This is a genomic window from Pseudomonas sp. dw_612, assembly GCF_018449725.1.
In the GTDB taxonomy this organism is placed as follows: Bacteria; Pseudomonadota; Gammaproteobacteria; order Pseudomonadales; family Pseudomonadaceae; genus Aquipseudomonas.
The window spans coordinates 209871-226013 of record NZ_JAAVVC010000001.1; the positions used below are offsets into that span (position 1 = coordinate 209871).

Here is a 16143-nt window from a genome sequence, read left to right on the forward strand (position 1 = left end):
ATACTCCGCATTCAGTTGATAAACATAATCAGAAGGCCTGCCGTGCCCTATTGATTACTTCTTCTTTTTCGGGGCGATGACCATGATCAGCTGGCGTCCTTCCATCTTAGGATGCTGTTCGACCGAACCGTACTCGAGCAAGTCACCTTCAACTCGCTTGAGGAGTTCCATCCCCAGCTCCTGGTGGGCCATCTCACGGCCGCGGAATCGCAAGGATACCTTGGCCCTGTCCCCATCACTCAGGAAACGTACCAGGTTGCGCAGTTTTACCTGGTAATCCCCTTCCTCCGTCCCTGGACGAAACTTGATTTCTTTAACCTGGATCTGCTTCTGGTTTTTCTTGGCAGCGGCAATCTGCTTCTTCTTTTCGAAGATAGATTTGCCGTAGTCCATCAGTTTGCAAACAGGGGGTACTGCATCGGCGGAAATTTCCACCAGATCCAGTTTGGCCTCTTCAGCCTTAAGAAGCGCGTCTTCAATTGACACAATCCCAAGCTGCTCACCCTCAGCCCCAATTAACCGAACCTCGCGTGCCGAGATATTCTCGTTGATCGGGGCTTTCGGTGCAGCTCGTTTATCTTGTCTCATTTCACGCTTAATAGTAATTACTCCGAATCTGGGCGACCACGCCGGGAAACCGCTTGAGCGAGGAACTCAGCGAATTGGGCGACGGGCATCGAGCCCAGGTCAGCACCTTCACGAGTACGCACAGCGACAGTCTGCATCTCGACTTCCCGATCTCCGATAACCAAGAGATAAGGAACCTTGAGCAAAGTATGCTCGCGGATTTTAAAGCCGATCTTTTCATTTCTCAAGTCAGACTTGGCACGAAATCCGCTTTCGTTGAGAGTTTTTTCAACCTCAGCGGCGAAATCAGCCTGTTTATCAGTGATATTCATGATCACTGCCTGGGTCGGAGCCAGCCACGCAGGGAACGCACCCTCGTAGTGCTCGATCAGGATTCCGACAAAACGTTCGAAGGAGCCCAGGATCGCCCGGTGCAACATAACCGGGTGCTTGCGACTGTTGTCTTCGGAGACGTATTCGGCTCCCAGACGGACAGGCAGATTAAAATCGAGCTGAAGGGTACCACACTGCCAGACGCGGCCGAGGCAATCTTTCAGCGAGAATTCGATCTTCGGACCGTAGAACGCACCTTCGCCCGGCTGCAAATCATACGGCAAGCCTGCGCTATCAAGGGCTGCAGCCAATGCAGCTTCAGCGCGATCCCACAGCTCGTCGGAACCGACGCGTTTTTCCGGACGAGTGGACAGCTTCATCTCGACGTCTTTAAAGCCGAAGTCGGCATAAACGTCCATGGTCAACTTGATAAACGCAGCGGATTCGGCCTGCATCTGCTCTTCGGTGCAGAAGATGTGGGCGTCGTCCTGAGTAAATGCACGCACGCGCATGATGCCGTGCAAGGCACCCGATGGCTCGTTACGGTGGCAAGCACCGAATTCAGCCAGACGCATCGGCAACTCGCGGTAGCTCTTCAGGCCTTGGTTGAACACTTGCACGTGGCAAGGGCAGTTCATCGGCTTGATGGCGTAATCGCGGTTTTCCGACTGTGTGGTGAACATGTTGTCGGCGTAGTTGGCCCAGTGCCCGGATTTCTCCCACAGGCTGCGGTCAACGACTTGCGGAGTCTTGATCTCCAGGTAGCCATTGTCGCGTTGAACCTTGCGCATGTACTGCTCGAGCACTTGGTACAGGGTCCAGCCGTTCGGGTGCCAGAAGACCATGCCCGGCGACTCTTCCTGGGTGTGGAACAGGCCCAGGCGCTTGCCGATCTTGCGGTGATCGCGCTTTTCAGCTTCTTCGATGCGCTGGATGTAAGCCGCCAGCTGCTTCTTGTCAGCCCAGGCGGTGCCGTAGACGCGCTGCAATTGCTCGTTCTTGGCATCGCCACGCCAGTAGGCGCCGGACAACTTGGTCAGCTTGAAGGATTTCAGGAAGCGGGTGTTCGGCACGTGCGGACCGCGGCACATGTCGACGTATTCTTCGTGATAGTACAGGCCCATGGCCTGCTCGTTCGGCATGTCCTCGACCAGGCGCAACTTGTAGTCTTCGCCACGGGCCTTGAACACTTCGATCACTTCGGCGCGCGGAGTGACTTTCTTGATCACGTCGTAATCTTTTTCGATCAGCTGTTGCATGCGCTGTTCGATGGCGGCCAGGTCGTCCGGAGTAAAAGGACGTTCGAAGGCGATGTCGTAATAGAAGCCTTCGTCGATGACCGGGCCGATGACCATCTTGGCCGTCGGGTACAGCTGCTTGACCGCGTGGCCAACCAGGTGGGCGCAAGAGTGGCGAATGATCTCCAGCCCCTCTTCATCCTTTGGCGTAATGATTTGCAGCGTGGAATCGCTGTCGATGATGTCGCTGGCGTCAACCAGCTTGCCATTGACCTTGCCAGCCACGGTGGCTTTGGCCAGGCCAGCACCAATGGATGCGGCGACCTCGGCTACGGAAACCGGGTGATCGAATGAACGTTGACTGCCGTCGGGAAGAGTAATAGTTGGCATGGCGCCTCCTCTCCTAGTGGTGACCCCTACCAAAGGTCACGTGGGTTGGGATGAGCCAGTACAAGATCCGATCCAGGCCATTCAATAACGAACGCCTGCCTTACAGCGGCAGGAGCCTTGCGGCCAACCGGAAAACCGAACCAGAGTGACTGGGATTCAAATCAGGGTTATTCGCGCCTCTGCCGCTACCGGGACCAAAGGTCATCCGGAGCCCGCAAAAGCCCGAGCGAGGCATGCTAGCACAGATGAACGGTCGTCGCGGTAGAGAGGTTTTCTGCTGGGGTAAATCAAGTGATTTTATGCCAGAGTGCTGAACTTGAACGCCGCTTTACCCCTCAGATAACAAGACATTGACCCACAAGGAGCATCCCAGCATGCGTCTGAATCGTTTGTTCGCTGTAGTCGCCCCCATCGTCCTGTTGCTGCCACTGGCCGCACACGCAGACTGGCCAAAGGGCGAGCGCGAGAAATACATGGCTCAGTGCACCCAGGCAGCCACCCCACAGATCGGTGCCGCTGCAGCCAAGGCTCACTGTGCCTGTGGCGCCGACGCGATCAAATCGTACCCGGCCAGCGACATCCAGGCGTTGATGGACAACAAGGCCAGTGATGCCCTGAAACAAAAAGCACTGACCCAGATTTCGGCCTGCAAGGCCGATAACAAGGCGAAAAAATAAGCCCAAAAAGACGCTTTGAAGGCCCCGCCAGCCAGTGAAAAGCCTCCAAAAAGCGCTTTTTCGTACAATTTATGCAGGTTTTACAGCTTTTTTTATCGTCTTTACTTTCGGCTGAAACCCTTTTAAAACGGGGCTTTCAGCCGAATCAGGCAGCAAAGAAAGCACGACTGTTTGGCAAACAACCCCTCCGGGGGGCTCCCAAACCGTACATTTCGACTATGATAGTCCCGTGTGCCCAGTTGGCCTGAGCAGCACAGTACTACTGAAAATATATGTTTCTTGGAGATACACCATGTCTAATCGCCAAACCGGCACCGTTAAATGGTTCAACGATGAAAAAGGCTTCGGCTTCATCACTCCTCAAGGTGGCGGTGACGACCTGTTCGTACACTTCAAAGCTATCGAAAGCGACGGTTTCAAAAGCCTGAAAGAAGGCCAGACCGTTTCCTTCGTGGCTGAGAAAGGCCAAAAGGGTATGCAAGCTGCACAAGTTCGCCCAGAGTAAGTTTCTGGCGCACTAAAAAAACCCCGTCCATGTGACGGGGTTTTTTATGGGCGAAACAAAAAGCGGCCCAGCGATCAGCCGCAGTTGACGCGCGTGATCACCAGGTTGTCATCGGTGTTCAGGTTCAGGCGATCGGAGCGGTACTCCAGGGTCACCATGTCGTTGGGCTTGAGGATCCGGGCGTTCTGCGCGCCTGTGCGATTACGAGCCTGCTCCAGCAGTTCGGGCGAGGCCTTTTTGCCGATGGTGAATTGCGCCGCTTCTGAATCACAACGGCTGTGGCCGGTGTCGGTCACCACAGGGTCCTTTGCTGCCGACTCGGTGGAGGGAGTGCTGCAACCGGCCAGCATGGCAACGGCCAACAAAGTACCCAATGACGCGAGCTTCCAAGGCATGAAGCCTCCTTCTTTCAATAGTTAAGCTGAGTTCGTGCGACCGCCAATCCGGCCTTTGGTTTCACAGGCAGCGCTATCAATCTGCCCCCGCTACCTGAACAATCAGCAAGTTTGCCTGAGCGCCGTCCCGTCGTTCATCACGCAATCGTGACTGAATATGAACAGCACATCAGTAGATGTCGATGTAGTCGAACGGTGGCGTCGGCCAGTTCTCTTTCAATGCATTGAAGATCTGCATGACCCAGACCTCATCACTGGCGGCGACCAATCCTACATAACCCGAGCCCTTGGCCCACGTCTCCAGACGAAACAGCAGGCCACCGATGTCGGTGCCGCCAACAACGCCCGATGAAATATAAGCGATGCCAGCCTTGGTCACCCGCAACTGGGTGTGCTCGTCGTCGCTGGCGGAGGCCAACAACTGGCGCACGGCCTCAAGGGTCAAACCGTCAGGGGTGTTCAAATCGATCTGCACAGCGCGGTCCTTGAAAATCCATCAAAGACCAAGTGTCGCATAGCCCTCCTCTCATGCCTAAGTCGGAGTGCCAAACGCCGCGCAAAATGGTTAACTCGGTACTCAGACTTTCCCGACTTCACGAGCGACATCATGACCACCCTAAGCATCGACGCCGACATCAAAGCCAAGTGGGCACAGGGACACAGTTCTTACAGCCCCGGCAGCCCAGAAGAACTGGCAATCATTGGGATCGATCTGTTGGTCAAGGAACTGGGAACGCAAGCCGCGCAGTCGTTCATCGCCCAGGTATTCGAAAAATACCCGACTGACTACCTCGGCGTGGTGGATTCAGGCAGGGAATAAAAACCCGCAGGCTGGCACCTGCGGGTATACCGCTTACTTCAGACGCGCCAGACGCTGGGTCAGCAGGTCGAAGAAACCCTGGGCATCACCATTCTCGACCCAGAAAGCATTCTTCGGTGCTTTCAGGCCGTCATACCAATCGACGACGGTCTGGCCAAACGTAATGCCTTCGCGGCTGTCGATCGCCACGTTGACCGAACGACCGGTGAACAGCTCCGGCTTCAGCAGGTAAGCGATGACGGTGGCGTCATGCACCGGGCCACCCGGGATGCCGTAGTGCTCCATGTCGCCTTTGACGTATTCATTCAGAATATCGCCCACGATCTTGCCGGCATTGTTGTTAAGCGCGGCGATCTGCTTCAGGCGCGCGTCGCTGGTGAGGATCTTGTGGGTCACGTCCAGCGGCAAGTAGGTCAGTTTCACGCCGCTCTTGAGCACCACTTCCGCGGCCTGTGGGTCCGCGAACAGGTTGAACTCGGCCACCGGGGTGATGTTGCCGCCATTGAAGTGCGCACCGCCCATGATCACCACTTCCTTGATGCCCTGAACGATTTCAGGTTCCTGGATCAGCGCCAGGGCCAGGTTGGTCTGCGGACCGAGCATGGCGATGGTGATGCTGTGGGGTTTGGCTTCTTTCAAGGTGTCGATCAGGTAATTGACCGCATTGCCCTCGGCCAGACCTTTCTTCGGCTCATGCACGGTGACACCCGACAAACCTTCCTTGCCATGGATGTTCTCGGCGTAGATCGGCGTGCGCATCAGCGGTTTCGGCGCGCCCGCGTAGACCGGCACCTCTTCCCGCCCTGCCCACTCACGGGCCAGCCGCGCATTACGCGAGGTCTTGTCCAGACGCACGTTGCCCGCCACGGTAGTCAGCGCGCGAATGTTCAGTTCTTCCGGCGAGGCCAGGGCAAACAGCAAGGCAACGACGTCGTCGGCACCCGGGTCAGTGTCGATGATCAAGTCGATCTTTTCCGCCGCCTGGGCGCTTGTTGCGGTAATCAGGGACAAAAGCAGCAGACTCCGGAGCAGATGATGCAGTTTCTGAGCATAGCGGTGCATAGCGCACTCCTTGTGCGTGGGAAAGCAGAAAAAGATACAGCGAGTTAGAACGTCACCCCGGACACCAGCACGATGTTGCAGTACGGCGAACATTCGCCTGTACGAACAATCGCCCGCGCCTGTCGGCTGAGGACTTTGAATTGCTCATGGCTGAGCAGCTCACGGCGGCCCAAAGCGCCTTCGGCACTCAGCTGATCCAGGGTCGTCAGGGCCGTCGGTTGTTTGTCCAGGATCTCCTGAGCGAGCACATGGCTTTCGACCTGCATTTCGCTGAGCACCACTTTCAAGGTGCTGACGAAATCCGGAATGCCGTGGGTCAGGGCCAGGTCGATCAGTTCAACGCCCGGCGGCACCGGCAGACCGGCATCGCCGATTACTACCATGTCGCCATGGCCGAGGGACGCGATCAGCCGCGACAGCGCGACATTGAGCAAAGGAGTCTTTTTCATGGGGTTTTAAAAGCCTGTACGTCGAACAAGGTAGGAATCGAAGGCTGGGCACCGGCACGAGTGACCGACAGCGCCGCAGCGACCTGACCGAAACGAATCGCCTCGGCCTCGCTTTTGCCGGACGCCAATGCTGCGGCGAAACCGCCAACAAAGGTGTCACCCGCCGCCGTCGTATCAACGGCTTTCACGGTCGGCGCCGGGAAATGCTGGAAGCCTGTGCCGTCGGCAAATAGCGATCCTTGGGCACCGAGAGTGATGATCACTTTTGCGGCGCCCATGCCGATCAATCGGGTGGCAGCCGTTTCGGCGGTTTCCAGGGAGTCCACCGGCAATCCGCTCAGGGCCGAGGCTTCGCTTTCGTTGGGGATCAGGTAGTCGATGGCTGCATACCAATCCGCCGGCAACGGACGACTGGCTGGCGCCGGGTTGAGGATCACAGTCTTGCCCAGTTCACGACCGCGCTTGAGCGCATGGCCGACCGTGGCGTCTGGCACTTCCAGCTGACAGATGATCACGTCTGCGGCTTGCAACACCGCGTCGAAACGGTCGATCACCTCAGGCGTCAGCGCACCGTTGGCACCGGCGACAATCACGATCGCGTTCTGACTGTTGTCATCGACCACGATCAAGGCCACGCCACTGGCGCCATTGACGATGCTGACCGCTTGGCAATCAATCTTCTCGGCCAACAGCGCCCCGCGCAGTTCCTGACCATAGGCATCGGTGCCGACGCAGCCGACCATCGACACCTGCGCTCCCAGTCGTGCGGCGGCCACGGCCTGGTTCGCACCCTTGCCGCCGGAGACCGTGGCAAACGACTGACCGATCAGCGTTTCACCGCCACGGGGCAGCCGTGGCGCCCGGGTCACCAGGTCCATGTTCAGGCTGCCTATTACCACTACTTTTGCTGGCATACGTCACTACTCATTAATTCGGTTTCTGCGGTGCTTTCAGCGGAATTCGGAGAACACACCGGCCAGCGGCGCAGTCGACTCTCGCAAGACAATGCTGGGGGTCACGATACGTTGATCGGTGGCCAGGCTCGGGGTGGCAATCCGGCGCAACAACACTTCGGCGGCCATCTCGCCCAGTTGCAGGATCGACTGGCCCACGGTGGTTAGCGCCGGGTAGACATAACGGCTCATCTGAATGTCATCGAAGCCAATTACCGATAACTCGGTGGGTACGCGAATATTGCGCTCGGCGGCTGCTCGCAGCACACCGATGCCGATCATGTCGTTACCGGCGAAAATCGCGCTGGGCGGGTTCTTCTCCAGCAAGATCGCCGCCGCACTGTAACCGCCGGTGCTGGTGAAGTCGCTTTCCAGCATGCGTTCGCGCGGCACTTCAACGCCCGCCTCTTTCAACGCCCGGCAATAACCGGCCAGACGCATTTGCGCCACGCTGGTATCCGCCGGCCCGCCGATGGTGGCGATGTCCCGATGACCCAGTTCCAGTAAATGTCGTGTCGCCAGGTAAGCGCCGTATTCATGGTCGATGCGCACCAGATCGGCATTCACGCCTTCCAGCCCGCGGTCGACAATCACCATCGGCGTGCGCACGCCCGCCAAGCCTTCAGCGAGCACGGCATCGCCACCGGCCGAGGCCACGATCAAGCCGTCGATGCGTTTTTCCAGCAGCACCCTTAAATAGCTGCGCTGCTTGTCCGGGTTGTCGTCGGAGTTGCAGAGGATCACGCAGTAGCCGTTACGCTCGCAGTAATCCTCGATGCCCCGGGCCAGCTCGGCGAAGTATGGGTTGAGGCTGTTGGGCACCAGCAAACCGATGGTCGCCGTGGTTTTGGCTTTCAACGAACGCGCGACGGCGCTGGGTACGTAGTCGAGGCTTTTGATCGCCGCCTCGACTTTCACCCGCACTTCTTCACTGACCGGGCGCGTCTTGTTCACCACGTGGGACACCGTGGTGTAGGAAATTCCTGCAAGTGCCGCCACATCCTTGATCGTTGCCATGAATCAGGTCCGCCGGCTTGCGCGCTGACTGCGATAAGTATCCAGCACCACCGCCACCACGATAACCGCACCGGTGATGATGCGCTTGGTTGGTTCGGTCGCACCGATCTGCGCCAGGCCGGCCGCCAATACCGAGATGATCAACACACCGAAGAATGTACTGATGACCGAACCACGGCCGCCCATCAGGCTGGTCCCGCCGATGACCACGGCAGCGATCACTTGCAGCTCCAGGCCGGAACCGGCATTCGGGTCGGCGGCTTCCAGACGGGAAATCTGGAACAACGCAGCGATACCGGCCAACAGGCCCATCAGGCTGAACACCAGAATCTTGTAGGGCTTTGGATTGATGCCTGCCAGACGCACCGCTTCTTCGTTGGTGCCGATGCCGATCAGGTAACGGCCAAACACGGTACGGGTCAATACTGCCTGGGCGGCGATGATGATCACAAAGGCAATGATGAACGACGGCGAAATGCCGAAGGCGATCGGGTTGGACAGCCAGGCGAAGGCGTCACCGATGTAGGCCGTGCGCGAGCCGGTCATCTGATACGCCAGGCCACGGGCCATTTCCAGCACGCCGAGGGACACGATGAACGACGGGATCCGCCAGGCCACGGTGATCGAGCCGGTGATGGTTCCGGCCAGTGCCGCTACCGCCATGCCAAGCAAGGCTGCCGGCAAGACGCTCCAGCCCCAGCCGAGAATCGCCACGCTGACCGCCGAGGCCGCGAGCGCCAGCACCGAACCGACCGACAGGTCGATGCCGCCGATGATCAGCACAAAGGTCATGCCGACCGCCAGCACCATCAAATCCGGGATCTGGTTGGCCAGGGTACTGAAGGTGTCGTACGACAGAAAATGGCTGCTCAGGATCGAGAACAGCGCGACCATCGCCAGCAAGGCACCGGCCAGGCCCAGGTAGGTGCCGAGGCCGTAAAAATTGCCACTACGTTTACCGGCAGACGTTGCAGTTTTCATGGAAGATCCCTAGGCGCTGCTTCGTTGAGCAACGCATCACGTTTTTGGTAGCCGGCAAAAGCGGCGGCAAGCAAATCATCCTGGGTCCAGCTGTCGCGCTCGAATGTGTCGATCAGGCGTCCCGCCGACAACACGCCGATCCGGTCGCAGATCAGCATCAGTTCCCGCAGGTCACTGGACACCACCACCAGCGCTTTGCCTTGGCGCGTCAATTCGCCGAGCAACGCATAAATGTCGAACTTGGCACCGACGTCGATACCGCGGGTCGGTTCATCGAACAACATCACCGAACAATCGCGCTCCAGCCAGCGGCCGATCACGACTTTCTGCTGGTTGCCGCCGGACAGTTCGGACACCAATTGCGTCGGGCTGGAGCTGCGGATGCGCATGGCGTTGATCTGACGCTGGGCCAGGGCCATCTCGTCAGTGTTGTTGACCACGCCCGCACTGGAAATCACCGGCATGTTGCCCAGGGCGATGTTGGCGCTGATCGACTGGGTCAGCAGCAAGCCTTCGCCTTTGCGGTCCTCGGTGATCAGGGCGATACCGTGGCCCACCGCGTCGGCCGGCGAGCGAATACTCACGACTTTGGCCGGGGAACCCAACGCGACCGTGCCGCTGTCCGGGGTATCGGCGCCGAAGATCAAGCGCAGCAACTCGGTGCGCCCTGCCCCGATCAGCCCGGAAATACCGTAGATCTCACCGGCGCGCACTTCGAAAGACACGTCGCGCACCTTGTCGGAACGGGTCAGTCCTTTAACCGTCAAAGCCGGCGCCCCGATGTTGCGCGGGCCCAGGTCCATGTGCTCGCCGAGCTCTCGGCCCACCATCAGGGTGACCAGTTGCTCGCTGTTGTAATTGGCCATCGGCTCGACGCAGACCAGGTTGCCATCACGCAAAACTGCAATGCGCTGGGCCACCCGTGCCAGTTCTTCGAGGCGGTGGGAAATGTAGATGATCGACACGCCGCGAGCTTGCAGGCGAGTGATCTGTTCGAACAGCATCTCGACTTCCCGCGCCGTCAGCATCGCGGTGGGTTCATCGAGGATCAGCACATGGCAGTCGCCGATCAGGTTGCGGGCGATCTCGACCATTTGCTGGTGGCCGATGCCCAATTCGCCGACCAGGGTGTCCGGGTCAATCGCATCCAGGCCAACCTGAGCCATCGCCTCGATCGCCGCCTTGCGCAGTTGTTTGCGGCTGATCCAGCCACCACTGCTCGGCAGGTTGTCGAGAAACAGGTTTTCCGCCACCGACAGGGTCGGCAACAGATTGAGTTCTTGCATGACCATGCGGATGCCCAGGTCTTCAGCCTGGGTGCGGCTGCCGGGGCGGTATTCCTGACCCTGGAATTGCATCTGGCCGGTGGTCGGCGTGACCAACCCGCCGATGATTTTCGACAGGGTGCTTTTGCCGGCGCCGTTCTCGCCGGTCAACGCCAGCACTTCACCGCGCATCAGCGTCAGGTCGATGCCGGTCAGGACCGGTTGGGCATAGGTCTTACCGATACCGCTGACCGAGAGGACAGCGTTCGGGGCGGAAACTGACATAAAAACTCTCCATGCGCTCGCCCGGACGGGCGAGCGCCGTTGTGTCGCCAGAAGGACTACTTGGTAACCAGCTCTACCGGAGTTTCGATTACGCCGTTGGTGCCGCTGTCGACTTTCTCGCCCTTGATGATTTTCAGCGCAGTCTCGATACCGAACACGGCTTGCTTGGCGGCAAACTGGTCAGCGGTGGCCAGCACACGGCCGTCCTTGAGCATCGGCTTGATGGCGTTGATGTTGTCATAACCGACCACTTGCACCTTGCCAGCCTTGCCCGCGGCACGGACCGCGGAAACAACGCCGACGGCCATGCTGTCGTTACCGGCCAGCAGGGCTTTGACATCCGGGTATTCGCTGAGAATCGAGGCGGCAACCTTGTTGCCTTTATCGATTTCCCAGTCACCGGATTGCACAGACACCACTTTGATGTTCGCGGCTTCCATCGCATCCTTGAAGCCCGCAGTACGCGCCTGGGCATTGGTCGTGGTGGACACGCCTTCAATGATGCCGACTTCGTCACCGGCCTTCAGTTGCTTGGCCAGGTACTCGCCTACCAGACGCGCGCCTTTGCGGTTATCCGGGCCTACGAAGGGTACGGTGATGTTTTTGCTTTTGACGACGGCTGGATCAAGCTGGTTGTCGATGTTGATCACGGTAATACCGGCATCGACGGCTTTCTTGATCACCGGCACCATGGCCTTGGAGTCAGCCGGCGCGATAACCAGCGCGTTGACCTTGGCCAGGATCATTTGCTCGACGATGCGGGTCTGGCCAGCGGTGTCCGTTTCGTCCTTGATGCCGTTGGAGATCAGGTCGAAATCGGCGGAGTGATCTTTCTGGTAGGCCTTGGCGCCGTCTTCCATGGTCAGGAAGAATTCGTTGGCCAGGGATTTCATGACCAGGGCGACTTTAGGTTTTTCAGTATCGGCGAACGCCGAAGAGAGGGGCAAAGCGGCGGATGCGGCAGCCAGCATAGCGACAGCGAGAAGACGTCCAGCGAATGGCAGCTTCATGGGTTCACTCCGATCTTATGATTATTGTGAGCAACGCTTGCGCTAGCGTAGGCTACGTGGCATTCCCGATGGAACGAGCCATCATGGCTGCCGCGCAAACGTTTGCGTAGACCGAACTATGCGAACCCTGCCGGGATTTGTCAACGAGCAGAATCGACCATTTTGTGTACTCGGCCAGCAAAAGCGGAGTATTCACATCACGCCGTGGTGTTGACCATCGTTCCGGTGCTGGCACCCTTGGACAATTCCTTGACCAGCGCGGCGGACACTTCCAGCAGCGCGCCGTTGGTTTCGGCGATCTGCCCTTGAATCGCCATGACCGCCGTCGACTTGGCTTCCGGTGTCGGATAGGACGCCGCTTGGGCGGCGGCCAGTTGTTGCTGTTGCTCGCGCAGTTGCTGCTGCAACTCTTGCATGCGCTTGAGCAGGATTTTCACCGCGGCGCTCTGATTGCTAACGGCCTCGTCTGCGGCTTTTGTATCGGCGTTTTTATCCAACCCCACCGGGCCAGTCTTGACTACCTTGCCGTCGTCTTCTTGAGTGCCCAGCGCTTTGGCTGCCTCGGCTTGCGTAGCATCGTTCAACGCGCGGATCGTGGCAGCGGACTTACCGCCGATGGTGACACCTGCGGCGTTGGGAAGACCGACTGATAACGACATGTGAACTCCTGAAAGAAAGATCCCTTTAGAGAACCATCGACCGGCGCGGTGTTTTCTTTAGCACTGATTCGAAATCCGGCAAGGTAACTAATCAACAAGGATCGTAGGCCCTTTCGGAGAACCGAACGTAAATACTCAACGTATTCGGAAACCCGGACAACGGGTTGTTTAACTTCATTTCAACCGACATAAATACTGATATAAATCATAAGCTTAAAGTTTTCTCTCGTTCAAAGTAGGGCTGGTACAGATCCTGCTCCTTCTCGTGCACCCCCGGCATTCAGATCGGCCAGGGGCGTATCTAGATGAACTTGCATCAGCACCGTCACTACTAGAGAGAAAATAATGAAATCTGCATTCAACACCTTTATTCCGGGCGCTTTGGCCCTCCTGCTGCTCCTGCCCACCGCCCTTCAGGCGAAAGAAGTCGAGACCCAACAGAAACTGGCGAACGTGGTGATCCTGGCCACCGGCGGCACCATTGCCGGCGCTGGCGCCAGCGCGGCCAACAGTGCCACCTATCAGGCCGCCAAAGTCGGTATCGAGCAACTGATCGCCGGCGTGCCGGAACTCAGCCAATTGGCTAACGTGCGTGGCGAACAAGTCATGCAGATTGCTTCTGAAAGCATCACCAACGACAACCTGTTGCAACTCGGTCGCCGCGTGGCGGAATTGGCCGACAGCAAAGACGTGGATGGCATCGTCATCACCCACGGCACCGACACCCTGGAAGAAACCGCCTACTTCCTGAACCTGGTGGAAAAAACCGACAAACCGATCATCGTGGTCGGCTCCATGCGTCCGGGCACCGCGATGTCCGCCGACGGCATGCTGAACCTGTACAACGCCGTGGCCGTGGCCAGCAGCAAAGAAGCGCGCAGCAAAGGCGTGCTGGTGACCATGAACGATGAAATCCAGTCCGGTCGCGACGTCAGCAAAATGATCAACATCAAGACCGAGGCCTTCAAAAGTGCCTGGGGCCCGCTGGGCATGGTCGTCGAAGGCAAGTCCTACTGGTTCCGCCTGCCAGCCAAGCGCCACACCATGGACTCGGAATTCGACATCAAAACCATCAAGAGCTTGCCTGACGTAGAAATCGCCTATTCCTACGGCAACGTCAGCGACACTGCCTACAAAGCCCTGGCGCAATCGGGCGCCAAAGCGATCATCCACGCCGGCACCGGCAACGGTTCGGTGTCGTCGCGCGTGGTGCCAACCCTGCAGGCCCTGCGCAAGGACGGCGTGCAAATCATCCGCTCGTCCCACGTCAACGCCGGCGGTTTCGTGCTGCGTAACGCCGAACAGCCTGACGACAAGTACGACTGGGTCGTGGCACATGACTTGAACCCACAGAAGGCACGCATCCTGGCCATGGTGGCGTTGACCAAGACCAATGACAGTAAAGAGCTGCAACGGATGTTCTGGGAATACTGATCCGCCCTCGCCCGACCGTTTCTGGTCGGGCACCGCTTGCGCCACTTGCCCGTTCGGGTGAGTGGCGCCTCCTACAAAAAAACGCCAACGGTCCTACACCAAACGGAAAAAATCGCTGTCAGAGGATTTTCTTGAATTTTAAGCAGTTGCGAAAAAGCTTACAGTTAAATACTGTATGCCCGTACAGCTTAATAAGGATAATTCCGTGGCCACTACCGCTGCCTCTCCCGGCTCCTTTGAACGCATGGGTCTGCGCGTTCAAAAAATCATCAATTCCCCTACCGCACAAAAATCCAAAGCCGCATTGATTTTCCGCCTGCCGGACGAACCGGTGGATGAATGGGAACAGTTGCTCGAAGAAATCGACGAAAACGATAACGTCACCCTCGCCTACCGCGACGATGGCGGCGTGCAGATTTTCTGGGTTGTGCCGAAGGAAGATTGAGTCAATGAGTGTCCGCTGGTTTGCTTTGCTGTTTCTATTCATTGCCGTGGGCGCCCAGGCTGGCGCCCCACGTACCTTCAACGAAGCCAAGAAAGTCGCCTGGAAGCTCTACGCACCGCAATCCACCGAGTTTTATTGCGGCTGCAAATACACCGGCAACAAGGTCGACCTCGCCGCCTGTGGTTATGTGCCACGCAAGAGTGCCAAGCGGGCCGCCCGTATCGAGTGGGAACACATTGTCCCGGCCTGGCAGATCGGCCATCAGCGTCAGTGCTGGCAGTCGGGCGGGCGCAAGAACTGCACACGTTACGACCCGATCTATCAAAAAGCCGAAGCCGACTTGCACAACCTGGTGCCGAGCATCGGTGAGGTGAACGGCGACCGCAGCAATTTCAGTTTTGGCTGGCTGCCGGTGCAATCGGGGCAATACGGTTCGTGCCTGACCCAGGTTGACTTCAAGGCCAAGAAGGTCATGCCCCGCCCTTCGATTCGCGGGATGATCGCGCGGACGTATTTCTACATGAGCAAGCAGTACGGTTTGCGGCTATCCAAACAGGATCGCCAACTGTATGAAGCCTGGAACAAGACTTATCCGGTGCAAACCTGGGAGCGCCAGCGCAATCAGAGCGTGGCGTGTGTGATGGGGCGCGGCAACGAGTTTGTCGGCCCGGTAGACATGAAAGCTTGCAGTTGAACCGGCGCTGAAAACACAAAGGCCTCGGGCATGAAAACCCGAGGCCTGTGTTCGTTCTAACCGCCGACTTTGTTGTAGCGCCAGTAGCCCATCAGGTTAAGCGACTCCCGGGGAATGCCGCGTTCCTTGATCAAGTACTTGCGCAGGCTCATCACCTCGACCGTTTCGCCGGCGATCCAGCCATAGAATCCATCGCTGGCTGACTCGGAGGTTTCCCAGAGGATCTCCTCGTCCACATCGACTTCCGCCAACTCCACCATTTCGGATGCTTTCGATGCGTATGACGGCAGGGTCGCCCGCCGGACCGCCTCGACCATCAGCGATCCTGCGCTGGCATGGTCGCGAATCAACCATTCAACCGAAAGCCCCGGCCAGTCTGGAATCGGCAGCGCATCTTCCCTGCTATCGACTTCAAAAAAGGCCAGGGTTACCGGCGGCTCATCAAGAACCGCCAACTCGTCGAGTATCCCGAGTGCCGCCGGTAATGCGGTGGCATCGGCAACCAGCAACAATTGCTTGAGCGCTTGTGGCGGCTTCCATTCAAAACCGCCCGCGTCACGGGCCGTAAAATGCCGATCCGGCGCGGTGATCTGGATCGAGGCACCGGGTGTCGATCGAATAGCCCAACGGGAGGCCGGACCGGTTTCGCCGTGCAACACAAAGTCGATGTCCACTTCGCCCTGCTCGGCACGCAAATGACGGATGGTGTAGGTGCGCATCGCCGGACGCTGGGCCACCGGCATTGAACGGTAACGGGCGTACCAGCCATCTTCATGGGAAAGCCGGGCCGGCGAGCCATCCTCGGCGGGAAAGAACAATTTCACCCGCTGATCCGGCGCCCAAGTCGCCATATCGGTGACCATTGGCCCGGCCAGGGTGACGCGCATCATGTGCGGGCTCAGGGTCTGCTTGCGCTGCAAGACCGCGTCGAAGATTTTGTAAGGATTGGTGGAGGCCATGGGGA

19 protein-coding genes are annotated in these 16143 nt (G+C 58.3%); 6 read left to right on the forward strand and 13 right to left on the reverse strand.

Annotated features, from left to right (window positions below; translation table 11 throughout):
* Positions 1-54: 54 nt before the first annotated feature.
* Both infC and thrS read right to left on the reverse strand, forming a co-directional pair.
* Positions 55-606, reverse strand: coding sequence for a translation initiation factor IF-3 (infC, locus tag HB680_RS00880; protein WP_169857083.1), 552 nt, complete (start codon positions 604-606; stop codon positions 55-57).
* Positions 606-2528, reverse strand: a complete 1923-nt coding sequence (thrS, locus tag HB680_RS00885; RefSeq protein WP_010455934.1) for a threonine--tRNA ligase — start codon at positions 2526-2528, stop codon at positions 606-608. The genes infC and thrS overlap by 1 nt, the downstream gene beginning before the upstream one ends.
* A 374-nt stretch (positions 2529-2902) precedes the next feature.
* Between thrS and HB680_RS00890 the strand changes: the two genes are divergently transcribed.
* On the forward strand, positions 2903-3205 hold the full coding sequence (locus HB680_RS00890) for a hypothetical protein (protein WP_213936722.1): 303 nt from the start codon (positions 2903-2905) through the stop codon (positions 3203-3205).
* 292 nt (positions 3206-3497) lie between these two features.
* Entirely contained in the window at positions 3498-3710 is a 213-nt protein-coding gene (locus HB680_RS00895) for a cold-shock protein (RefSeq protein WP_003179963.1), read from the forward strand.
* A gap of 74 nt (positions 3711-3784) precedes the next feature.
* Here HB680_RS00895 and HB680_RS00900 read toward each other — a convergent pair whose 3' ends face one another.
* Both HB680_RS00900 and HB680_RS00905 read right to left on the reverse strand, forming a co-directional pair.
* Complete coding sequence (locus HB680_RS00900) at positions 3785-4105, reverse strand: I78 family peptidase inhibitor (protein WP_213936723.1); 321 nt, start codon at positions 4103-4105, stop codon at positions 3785-3787.
* A 169-nt stretch (positions 4106-4274) separates the two neighbouring features.
* Positions 4275-4580, reverse strand: coding sequence for a hypothetical protein (locus HB680_RS00905; protein WP_054053050.1), 306 nt, complete (start codon positions 4578-4580; stop codon positions 4275-4277).
* A 132-nt stretch (positions 4581-4712) separates the two neighbouring features.
* Between HB680_RS00905 and HB680_RS00910 the strand changes: the two genes are divergently transcribed.
* Positions 4713-4925, forward strand: a complete 213-nt coding sequence (locus HB680_RS00910; RefSeq protein ID WP_213936724.1) for a hypothetical protein — start codon at positions 4713-4715, stop codon at positions 4923-4925.
* A 33-nt stretch (positions 4926-4958) separates the two neighbouring features.
* Here the strand turns inward: HB680_RS00910 and HB680_RS00915 are convergent, their stop codons facing one another.
* From HB680_RS00915 to HB680_RS00950, 8 genes are all read right to left on the reverse strand, one after another.
* On the reverse strand, positions 4959-5987 hold the full coding sequence (locus HB680_RS00915) for a nucleoside hydrolase (RefSeq protein ID WP_213936725.1): 1029 nt from the start codon (positions 5985-5987) through the stop codon (positions 4959-4961).
* A gap of 44 nt (positions 5988-6031) precedes the next feature.
* Positions 6032-6436, reverse strand: a complete 405-nt coding sequence (gene rbsD, locus HB680_RS00920) for a D-ribose pyranase (protein WP_213936726.1) — start codon at positions 6434-6436, stop codon at positions 6032-6034.
* The gene (rbsK, locus tag HB680_RS00925; protein ID WP_213936727.1) at positions 6433-7350 is read right to left on the reverse strand and encodes a ribokinase; all 918 of its coding nucleotides are present in this window, start codon (positions 7348-7350) and stop codon (positions 6433-6435) included. Before rbsK ends, rbsD begins: the two co-directional genes overlap by 4 nt.
* 36 nt (positions 7351-7386) lie before the next feature.
* Positions 7387-8406, reverse strand: a complete 1020-nt coding sequence (locus HB680_RS00930; RefSeq protein WP_213936728.1) for a LacI family DNA-binding transcriptional regulator — start codon at positions 8404-8406, stop codon at positions 7387-7389.
* A 3-nt stretch (positions 8407-8409) separates the two neighbouring features.
* On the reverse strand, positions 8410-9387 hold the full coding sequence (locus HB680_RS00935; RefSeq protein WP_213936729.1) for an ABC transporter permease: 978 nt from the start codon (positions 9385-9387) through the stop codon (positions 8410-8412).
* On the reverse strand, positions 9384-10937 hold the full coding sequence (locus tag HB680_RS00940; protein ID WP_213936730.1) for a sugar ABC transporter ATP-binding protein: 1554 nt from the start codon (positions 10935-10937) through the stop codon (positions 9384-9386). Before HB680_RS00940 ends, HB680_RS00935 begins: the two co-directional genes overlap by 4 nt.
* 56 nt (positions 10938-10993) lie before the next feature.
* Positions 10994-11947 (reverse strand): sugar ABC transporter substrate-binding protein, encoded by a 954-nt coding sequence (locus HB680_RS00945; protein ID WP_213936731.1) that lies wholly within the window; start codon positions 11945-11947, stop codon positions 10994-10996.
* A 197-nt stretch (positions 11948-12144) separates the two neighbouring features.
* Positions 12145-12606: a hypothetical protein gene (locus HB680_RS00950; RefSeq protein WP_213936732.1), complete on the reverse strand. Its 462-nt coding sequence runs from the start codon at positions 12604-12606 to the stop codon at positions 12145-12147.
* A gap of 345 nt (positions 12607-12951) precedes the next feature.
* Here HB680_RS00950 and HB680_RS00955 point away from each other — a divergent pair, with 345 nt between their 5' ends.
* From HB680_RS00955 to HB680_RS00965, 3 genes are all read left to right on the forward strand, one after another.
* Positions 12952-14040, forward strand: a complete 1089-nt coding sequence (locus HB680_RS00955; protein ID WP_213936733.1) for an asparaginase — start codon at positions 12952-12954, stop codon at positions 14038-14040.
* 175 nt (positions 14041-14215) lie between these two features.
* Positions 14216-14485, forward strand: coding sequence for a DUF1654 domain-containing protein (locus HB680_RS00960; protein WP_213936734.1), 270 nt, complete (start codon positions 14216-14218; stop codon positions 14483-14485).
* 4 nt (positions 14486-14489) lie between these two features.
* Positions 14490-15179: an endonuclease I family protein gene (locus tag HB680_RS00965; RefSeq protein ID WP_213936735.1), complete on the forward strand. Its 690-nt coding sequence runs from the start codon at positions 14490-14492 to the stop codon at positions 15177-15179.
* 56 nt (positions 15180-15235) lie between these two features.
* Here HB680_RS00965 and HB680_RS00970 read toward each other — a convergent pair whose 3' ends face one another.
* Positions 15236-16138, reverse strand: coding sequence for a siderophore-interacting protein (locus tag HB680_RS00970; RefSeq protein WP_213936736.1), 903 nt, complete (start codon positions 16136-16138; stop codon positions 15236-15238).
* Positions 16139-16143 lie beyond the last annotated feature (5 nt).

Coding starts and splice junctions, on each gene's coding strand:
- thrS (WP_010455934.1), bottom strand. CDS start 2,528: ATGCCAACTATTACTCTTCCCGACGGCAGTCAACGTTCATTCGATCAC.
- HB680_RS00890 (WP_213936722.1), top strand. CDS start 2,903: ATGCGTCTGAATCGTTTGTTCGCTGTAGTCGCCCCCATCGTCCTGTTG.
- HB680_RS00895 (WP_003179963.1), top strand. CDS start 3,498: ATGTCTAATCGCCAAACCGGCACCGTTAAATGGTTCAACGATGAAAAA.
- HB680_RS00900 (WP_213936723.1), bottom strand. CDS start 4,105: ATGCCTTGGAAGCTCGCGTCATTGGGTACTTTGTTGGCCGTTGCCATG.
- HB680_RS00910 (WP_213936724.1), top strand. CDS start 4,713: ATGACCACCCTAAGCATCGACGCCGACATCAAAGCCAAGTGGGCACAG.
- HB680_RS00915 (WP_213936725.1), bottom strand. CDS start 5,987: ATGCACCGCTATGCTCAGAAACTGCATCATCTGCTCCGGAGTCTGCTG.
- rbsD (WP_213936726.1), bottom strand. CDS start 6,436: ATGAAAAAGACTCCTTTGCTCAATGTCGCGCTGTCGCGGCTGATCGCG.
- rbsK (WP_213936727.1), bottom strand. CDS start 7,350: ATGCCAGCAAAAGTAGTGGTAATAGGCAGCCTGAACATGGACCTGGTG.
- HB680_RS00930 (WP_213936728.1), bottom strand. CDS start 8,406: ATGGCAACGATCAAGGATGTGGCGGCACTTGCAGGAATTTCCTACACC.
- HB680_RS00935 (WP_213936729.1), bottom strand. CDS start 9,387: ATGAAAACTGCAACGTCTGCCGGTAAACGTAGTGGCAATTTTTACGGC.
- HB680_RS00940 (WP_213936730.1), bottom strand. CDS start 10,937: ATGTCAGTTTCCGCCCCGAACGCTGTCCTCTCGGTCAGCGGTATCGGT.
- HB680_RS00945 (WP_213936731.1), bottom strand. CDS start 11,947: ATGAAGCTGCCATTCGCTGGACGTCTTCTCGCTGTCGCTATGCTGGCT.
- HB680_RS00950 (WP_213936732.1), bottom strand. CDS start 12,606: ATGTCGTTATCAGTCGGTCTTCCCAACGCCGCAGGTGTCACCATCGGC.
- HB680_RS00955 (WP_213936733.1), top strand. CDS start 12,952: ATGAAATCTGCATTCAACACCTTTATTCCGGGCGCTTTGGCCCTCCTG.
- HB680_RS00960 (WP_213936734.1), top strand. CDS start 14,216: ATGCCCGTACAGCTTAATAAGGATAATTCCGTGGCCACTACCGCTGCC.
- HB680_RS00965 (WP_213936735.1), top strand. CDS start 14,490: ATGAGTGTCCGCTGGTTTGCTTTGCTGTTTCTATTCATTGCCGTGGGC.
- HB680_RS00970 (WP_213936736.1), bottom strand. CDS start 16,138: ATGGCCTCCACCAATCCTTACAAAATCTTCGACGCGGTCTTGCAGCGC.